The organism is Polaromonas sp. UBA4122 (genome assembly GCA_002381615.1).
Taxonomy (GTDB): Bacteria; Pseudomonadota; Gammaproteobacteria; order Burkholderiales; family Burkholderiaceae_C; genus Polaromonas.
Genome location: DFWY01000005.1, coordinates 18725 through 26220, shown reverse-complemented (window position 1 = coordinate 26220; position 7496 = coordinate 18725). Strand labels below are relative to the sequence as shown.

Genomic DNA, 7496 nt, shown 5'->3' with positions numbered 1-7496 from the left:
CTCGCCTTCACGGGACTGGCGCGTCAGCAGCATGCGCAGGCCCACATAAACAAGGTAGCCCGCGCCCAGCCATTTGAGCACGGCGAAGGCCGCGCTGGAAGCAGCCATCAGCGCACTCACGCCAATCGCTGCGGCAAGGATGTGCACAAAACAACCGGCCGTGATGCCCAGCGCCGCCACCACACCGGCACGGGCACCGGCGCGCAAGGCGTTGGCTACGATGTACAGCACATCCGGACCCGGCGTGAGGTTGAGCAGCAGGCCCGCCACCACAAAAATCGCCAAATGCTCAATGCCCATTTCAGAGACGACTACGCGTTGAAGAATTGACGGATGGCCGCCACCGCACGGTCCACGCCAGCAGCATCCACATCCTGGTGCGTGACAAAGCGCAGGCGATACAGGCCCGTAGCCTGAATACCTTGCTCGGCAAGGTGGCTGAGCAGCCCCGCTGAGCGCGCTTTGGCCGCGCCGATGAGATCCACGAACACCATGTTGGTCTGCGGCGCCTCGACCTGAAAGCCGTCAATCCCTGCCAGTCCGTCAGCCAGGCGCTTGGCAAGTAGATGATCCTGCGCCAGCCGCTCGATGTGGTGGTCCAGCGCATACGATGCCGCCGCCGCCAGCATGCCGGCCTGGCGCATGCCGCCGCCCGCCATCTTGCGGATGCGGTGCGCTCGCGCAATGAAGTCGCGTGAGCCGCACAGCGTCGATCCGATGGGCGCACCCAGCCCCTTGCTGAAGCAGACCGAGACGCTGTCAAAGCACTGGGCAATGCGGTGCGCTTCAAAGATGACGCCCCCACGCTCCCCCACTTCGTGTGAGTCGCTGCCCCCTGAGGGGGTTGCCCCGCCTTGGGGCGACCCGTCGGCGGGGCGGGCATTGCTGCCAGTCTGCGCGGCCTGCGCCACGGCCGCATTGAACAGGCGCGCACCGTCCAGATGCCGGCTCAAGCCCTTGGCTGCCGCCAGTTGCGTAGCCTGCTGCACATAGTCAAAGGGCAGCAGCTTGCCGCCCAGCGTGTTTTCCAGCGCGAGCAAGCGGCTGCGCGCGAAATGCGCATCGTCGGGCTTGATCGCGGCTTCGATGTCCGCCAGGGACAGCGTGCCGTCAGCCTGGTGGTTCAGCGGCTGCGGCTGCACGCTGCCCAGCACCGCCGCGCCGCCGCCTTCCCAACGGTAGCAGTGCGCCATCTGGCCAACGATGTACTCGTCGCCGCGCTGGCAATGACTCAGGATGGCGCAGAGGTTGCTCTGCGTGCCCGTAGGTACAAACAGCGCAGCTTCGAAGCCGAGCAGGGCGGCGATTTTGTCCTGCAGCGCGTTGACGCTGGGGTCATCGCCGAACACGTCGTCGCCGAGCTTTGCTTCCATCATGGCGGCGCGCATCGCGGCTGTCGGCTGGGTGACGGTATCGCTGCGGAGGTCAGTGAATTTATCAATCATTTAGGCCTTTCGCCCAGTAAAGACGGGCATAACCAGTTATCAAAGTAGTAGCGATTTTCATGCCCGCTGCTCCAGAAAGTTCTTCAGCATCGCGTGGCCGTGCTCGGTCAGGATGGACTCCGGGTGGAACTGCACACCCTGAATCGGCAGCTCCTGGTGGCGCACGCCCATGATCTCGCCGTCGTCTGTCCATGCCGTGATCGCCAGCACGTCGGGGCAGGACGCTCGTTCAATCGCCAGCGAGTGGTAGCGGTTGACCACGAACTGTTTCGGCAGGTCGGCAAACACGCCTTCCTGCGTGGTGGTAATCACGCTGGTCTTGCCGTGCATGAGCTGCTGGGCCCGAATGATCTTGCCGCCAAACGCCGCGCCAATGGCCTGGTGGCCCAGGCAGACGCCCAGAATGGGCAGCTTGCCGGCAAAGTGCTGGATCGCCGCCACCGAAATGCCGGCTTCAGCAGGCGAGCACGGGCCGGGCGAGACCACCAACAGGTCTGGCGCGCGCGCAGCGATGTCCGCGACCGTGATCTCGTCATTGCGGAAGACTTCCACCTCAGCCCCCAACTCGCCAAAATACTGGACGATGTTGTAGGTGAAGCTGTCGTAGTTGTCGATCATCAAGAGCTTGATGGGCTTCATGGATTAGGCCTCCTGGCGCATGCGCTTGAACTCGCCACGCTCAAAGTCGATAAACGCGGCAATCATGGCGCGGTACGTCGCCTCCATGACGGCCTCGGGGGCACCCGCTTGGCGGGCCTGCGCGCGCACGCGCTCAATGATGAATTCGATGCGCGCGTTGTCGAATATCTGGCTGGCGCTTTGCTTGATGCGCGCAGCCTGGGCCACATAGCCGCTGCGCTCGGCCAGCAGGGCCACGACGCGGTCGTCGAGCGCATCGATGTACTCGCGCACCTCGGCCATGGTGCTGCAAGGGTGAACATTGTGAGCGTTGTCAACTTGGGTCATGTTGCTTACTCCAGTCCTTCCTCGACCAGCTCGCTGGCGCGAAGCAAGGCGCGCGCCTTGGCTTCGGTTTCTTTCCACTCGAGTTCAGGCACCGAGTCGGCCACAATGCCCGCCGCCGCCTGCACATACAGCGTCTGGTCCTTGATGATGCCGGTGCGGATCGCAATCGCCACGTCCATGTCACCCGCATAGCTCAGGTAGCCGCAGGCGCCGCCATACAGGCCGCGCTTGGTGGGCTCCAGCTGATCGATCACTTCCATGGCATGTACCTTGGGCGCGCCGGTCAGGGTGCCCGCCGGGAAGGTGGCGCGGAGCACGTCCATGCTGGTCATGCCGTCGAGCAGCATACCTTCGACGTTGCTCACGATGTGCATCACATGGCTGTAGCGCTCCACCGCGAAGGCTTCCGTCACCTTCACCGTGCCGGTTTTGGCAATACGGCCGATGTCGTTGCGCGCCAGGTCAATCAGCATCACATGCTCGGCGCGCTCCTTGGGGTCATTGATGAGTTCCTGCTCGACCGCCTTGTCGGCTTCGGGCGACGAGGCGCGCGGCCGGGTGCCCGCGAGCGGACGAATCGTGATTTTTTGCCCCTCATCCGTCTGCTCCTGCCGCACCAGAATTTCGGGCGACGCCCCCACCACGTGGAAATCGCCGAAATGGTAGTAATACATATAAGGCGAGGGATTGAGCGAGCGTAGCGCGCGGTACAAAGACAGCGGCGACTCGGTGTAGCGCTTCTTGATGCGCTGACCGACCTGCACCTGCATAAAGTCACCGGCTTCGATCAGCTGCTTGGCGCGCTCCACCGCGGCGATGTAGTCGGCCTTGACAAAGTCCCGCTCGGCCGGGAAGCCTTGTGAAGGCCTGACCACCGGCGCACTCACTGAATACTTGAGCTGGTCTTTCAGGTCGCGCAGGCGCTTTTTGGCATTGGCATAGGCCTCGGGCTGGGCCGGGTCGGCATAAACGATTAAATAAAGCTTGCCCGACAGGTTGTCGATGACGGCCAGCTCTTCACATTGCAGCAGCAGGATGTCGGGGCAGCCCAGCGTGTCAGGCGGGCAGGAGGCTTCTAACTTTTTCTCGATGTAGCGCACCGTGTCGTAGCCAAAGTAGCCGGCCAGTCCACCGCAAAATCGCGGCAGGCCGGGCCGCAGCGCGACCTTGAAGCGTTTTTGGTAATCGCTGATGAAATCGAGTGGATTCACCCTCGATGTTTCAACCACCCGCCCATCCGTCACCACCTCGGTCAGCATGTCAGCCCCAAAGCCGGAGGCGCGCACCAGCGTGCGGGCCGGCAGGCCGATAAAGCTGTAACGTCCAAAACGCTCGCCACCGACCACGGATTCCAGCAAAAAGCTGAATTTTCCAGCGTCTTTGGCGTTTGCGAGTTTGAGATAGAGCGAGAGCGGGGTTTCGAGGTCTGCAAACGCCTCCGTCATCAGCGGAATGCGGTTGTAGCCCTGTCCGGTCAAGCTTTTAAATTCGAGTTCAGTAATCACAATGGAGTCCTTCGCCAACGGACAACGTGTTGAAAACGCTGCCACCTGTCATTCAAAATGCCCCGAAGTCCGGGGCCGGAATGCGCATTGCGTGAAGCAGGAGCGCACCAACATCGGGATGGCGCAGGGCCTGAGTCAGCGGCACGGGCTAGTGGCAAATACGCCAACGCGTGAACGCCTCAGGCGTGCGGGAAATGACAGGTACGCCAGGGCCAGGCTCCCCGGCCTGCACAAGCTGTTTGAATGATGCGATGAATGACCATGTGGCCCAAAGTGTAGCAAAGACCCCGGCTCCTTCTGCCCGATTTGGTCAAAATCACAAAAACCGCTACCGGTACACATGCTTCCCTCTTGCAACTGGCGGACAGCCGACTTTATAATTTTTATTAAATAGCACGGGCGTTCTATTTTTATAATTATTTCGGAGACTTCTCATGACTTTGACAGCGCGATGCATTGCGGGCTTGGCTGGTTTGATGCTGTCACTCGGCACCCTGGCCGCTCCGCTTGAGATTTCAGGCATCAAGCTCGACGATCCGGTCGAAGTTCAGGGCACAAAACTGCAGCTCAACGGCGCAGGCATTCGCTACAAGGTGGTTTTCAAAGTTTATGTGGCGGGCCTCTACCTGGCGAAAAAAGCCGCCACACCGGAAGAGGCGTATGCGGCCCCGGGCCCAAAACGCATCAGTCTGACGATGCTGCGCGAGATTGACTCCAATGAGCTCGGCAAAGCCTTTACCAAGGCCTTTGAACAAAATGCGCCCAAGGGGCAAATGTCCAAGCTGATCCCCGGATTAATCAGGATGAGCCAGATTTTTTCAGACCAGAAGAAGCTGCTGACTGGAGAAAATTTCACCATCGACTGGATTCCCGGCACGGGCACTGTCATCACGGTCCAGGGAAAAGTGCAAGGCGAACCCTTCAAGGAGATTGAATTTTTCAACGCCATGCTGGGCATCTGGCTGGGCCCGCAGCCCGCCGACTGGAAACTCAAGGGCGAACTGCTGGGCAAAGCCCCGTGAAGCGGGTGCAACTGTCAACAGTTTGATTTTTAATGGGGTTTGACAGGACGTAAGCCCCGTTGTCATTGCTGCCGTGCAATTGAGCCAGCGAATCGATAAACCCATCGGCATCAACCGCGCGCACCGGCTCAGCGTAGCTGCGTCAAGCTTGCTGCCCGCCAAGGCCCTGTAGCGACAGATCACCCAGCATCAGCTTGAGCGCTGCTACAAAGTCACCCAGGGTGCCATCCGGACCAACGATCGTCGCGTCAAATCCGTCGCGGCTTGAGCGTAAAAATTTATTCACCCTCATGGACCGCCATCAAACCGACTCGGCCCATTTGTCGGCGAGGCTGCTTTTGATGCACCGGCGCAAACACTGAAGCAAACGCTGCTCATCGAGCGGCTTGTCAAGCCAGTCAGAAATCGCCAGTCCTTGATGGCCACCGCGCAACTGCACTTCCTCAGCAGTCACTGACAAAACCAGAACGGGCAGGTCAGCGGTGCGTTTTTCCTGACGCAGTTCCCGAATCAGTTCGAGGCCATTTCCGTAGGGCAGTTTGATGTCCACAGTCATGGCCGCATACGACTCCATCTTGAGGTAGTCGCGTGCCTGCGCCGCGGTGTGCGCCATGTCCGCGTCAAAACCGCCTTTGTCGAGCATCATGCCGATCAGCCGCGCCAAATCCGGATCATCTTCACACACCAGAACGCGGGGCCGGGCGACCGCGTAAAGACCCATGGGTGCCGTCATGGGCGGGGCCTCTCGCCATTCAGGCAGCTCAAAAAAGAAAGTCGTTCCGACGGTACTCTCCGTCGTGAAGCCAATGCTCCCGTCCATGCGTTCAAGGATAGCTTTCGAGATGTTCAGGCCGAGGCCGGTCCCGCCTTTTTGCCGCGTGTCGGACGAGTCCGCCTGCGAAAACTTCTGGAAGATGCGCTTGCGAAATTCTTCCGGTATGCCCGGGCCGCTGTCACGGATCTCCACGCGTGCGCGCCCCGAGGCCTGACGCACCATGATTTGCACCAGGCCTTCCGTTGGGGAAAATTTAATGGCGTTGGAAAGCAGGTTGGTCACCACCTGGATCAGGCGGTCGCTGTCAACATGAACCTGGACACGATCCGGCGTCGTAGCCATGACCAGCTTCACGTTATGCTGCGCCGCAAAGCCTTCATTCGCGGCCACGGCCTGCTGCATCAAGGGCAGCAACTCAAGCGTTTGCAACTCAAAGCGCATGTTGCCGGATTCGATTTTCTCGCTGTCAAGAATATCGTTGATGAGGCGGATAAGCCGTTCACAGTTGTTTTTGGCGATACCTACCAGGCTTTTGGCCTTTTCCGGCAACTCACCGGTGACGCCGCCCCACACCAATCCCAGTGAGCCCCTTATGGACGTGAGGGGCGTGCGCAGTTCGTGGCTGACCGTTGAGACAAACTCGCTCTTCATGCGATCCATGCGTTTGAGCTCGGTGACGTCATTGCCCAGCGCGAAAAACCCGATGATCTCGTCCTGCTCGTCGTTTTCACCGTAGCGGGGGAAATAAGTCATCACGTAGTCACGCCGCTCACCGCTGGCAGTCACTTGCTCGCGCTCATAACGCACCGAGTACCCCCCAAGGACTTCCAGCACATGATGTCCTACCTGGGCAAAAAACGCCGACCCCATGACCTCCAGCATCGTTTTGTTATGGATCCGTTCCCGCGCCAGGCCAAACGCTTCTTCATACGCTTTGTTATGAAACTGGAAGCGCTGCTGTTTGTCAATGTAAGCGATCAGCGCCGGGACGGTGTCGATCAGCTGGCGCAGGTGCGCTTCGCTGTCGCGCAGTGCATTGCTGATCCGGTTGCGCTCGGTCATGTCGCGAAGGGTGGCCGTGAAAAGTCGCTGTCCGCCCACAGTGACATCACCAAAGGACGCATTGACCGGAAATTCGGTGCCGTCGCGGCGCAACCCCAAAACCCGGGTGTCCGACTCACTGAAACCACAAGGGCGGCTGGCGAGCGCGCCGAAGAATGCGGTGAAACCCATCTGGTAACGCGTCGGCAGCAGCGTGACCACGTTCCGGCCCACCAGGTCTTCCCGGCTGTACCCAAAGAGCTGCCGCGCGGCACTGTTGGCGTTGACAATGACCCCGTCCCGGGTCGCGGTCACCAGTCCCTCAGCCATGCGCTCGGTAACGGCGCAGCACATGGCCGCGCTGTCTGAGAGCTCCTCCTCGATGCGGCGCTGTCTGGTCTGTGACCGGCTGATCATCATGATCGCCCATGCCAATACGCTGAGCGACAGCAAGCCGCCCAACAGGATCAGCTGCTTGACCGTCTGGGTGGTCTGCAGGGTTTCTTCTTTCGAGCGCTCAAGCGTTATCGTTTCGCTGCTTTTGATTCGACTGACCAGCCCGTCAATTTGGTTGTGAAGCTGGCGGTTCAAGTCACTGCCGACCATGGCCGTGGCGGCATCCAGCCCTGCCTGCTGCCGAGCAATGACGGCCTGCTCCATCAGCCCGATCCGTTGGGCGATTGCGCCTTCCAGCGTATTCCAGTCCTGACGCCCGTCGGTTACGGCTTGCGCGGCATGCACC

Annotated in this window: 8 protein-coding genes; 1 reads left to right on the top strand and 7 read right to left on the bottom strand. The window is 60.4% G+C overall.

The window, feature by feature from the left end:
• The 5 genes from B3F77_RS00965 to trpE all read right to left on the bottom strand — a co-directional run.
• A partial coding sequence (locus B3F77_RS00965) for a LysE family translocator (protein WP_293603148.1) occupies positions 1-300 on the bottom strand: 300 nt, incomplete at its 3' end.
• An 11-nt stretch (positions 301-311) separates the two neighbouring features.
• The gene (locus B3F77_RS00960) at positions 312-1445 is read right to left on the bottom strand and encodes a GntG family PLP-dependent aldolase (RefSeq protein ID WP_293603147.1); all 1134 of its coding nucleotides are present in this window, start codon (positions 1443-1445) and stop codon (positions 312-314) included.
• A gap of 57 nt (positions 1446-1502) precedes the next feature.
• Complete coding sequence (locus B3F77_RS00955) at positions 1503-2084, bottom strand: anthranilate synthase component II (RefSeq protein ID WP_293603146.1); 582 nt, start codon at positions 2082-2084, stop codon at positions 1503-1505.
• A 3-nt stretch (positions 2085-2087) separates the two neighbouring features.
• Positions 2088-2411, bottom strand: coding sequence for a chorismate mutase (locus tag B3F77_RS00950; RefSeq protein WP_293603145.1), 324 nt, complete (start codon positions 2409-2411; stop codon positions 2088-2090).
• Between the two features lie 5 nt (positions 2412-2416).
• Positions 2417-3916 carry an anthranilate synthase component I gene (gene trpE / locus B3F77_RS00945; RefSeq protein ID WP_293603144.1) on the bottom strand — a complete coding sequence of 500 codons (1500 nt, stop codon included), beginning with the start codon at positions 3914-3916 and terminating at the stop codon, positions 2417-2419.
• A 434-nt stretch (positions 3917-4350) separates the two neighbouring features.
• Between trpE and B3F77_RS00940 the strand changes: the two genes are divergently transcribed.
• Positions 4351-4938, top strand: coding sequence for a chalcone isomerase family protein (locus B3F77_RS00940; protein ID WP_293603143.1), 588 nt, complete (start codon positions 4351-4353; stop codon positions 4936-4938).
• A 142-nt stretch (positions 4939-5080) separates the two neighbouring features.
• Here the strand turns inward: B3F77_RS00940 and B3F77_RS00935 are convergent, their stop codons facing one another.
• A complete protein-coding gene (locus B3F77_RS00935; RefSeq protein ID WP_293603142.1) occupies positions 5081-5224 on the bottom strand; it encodes a hypothetical protein in 144 nt (47 codons plus the stop codon).
• Between the two features lie 15 nt (positions 5225-5239).
• Positions 5240-7496, bottom strand: a 2257-nt coding sequence (locus B3F77_RS00930; RefSeq protein WP_293603141.1) for a PAS domain S-box protein, incomplete at its 5' end; no start/stop codon positions are given.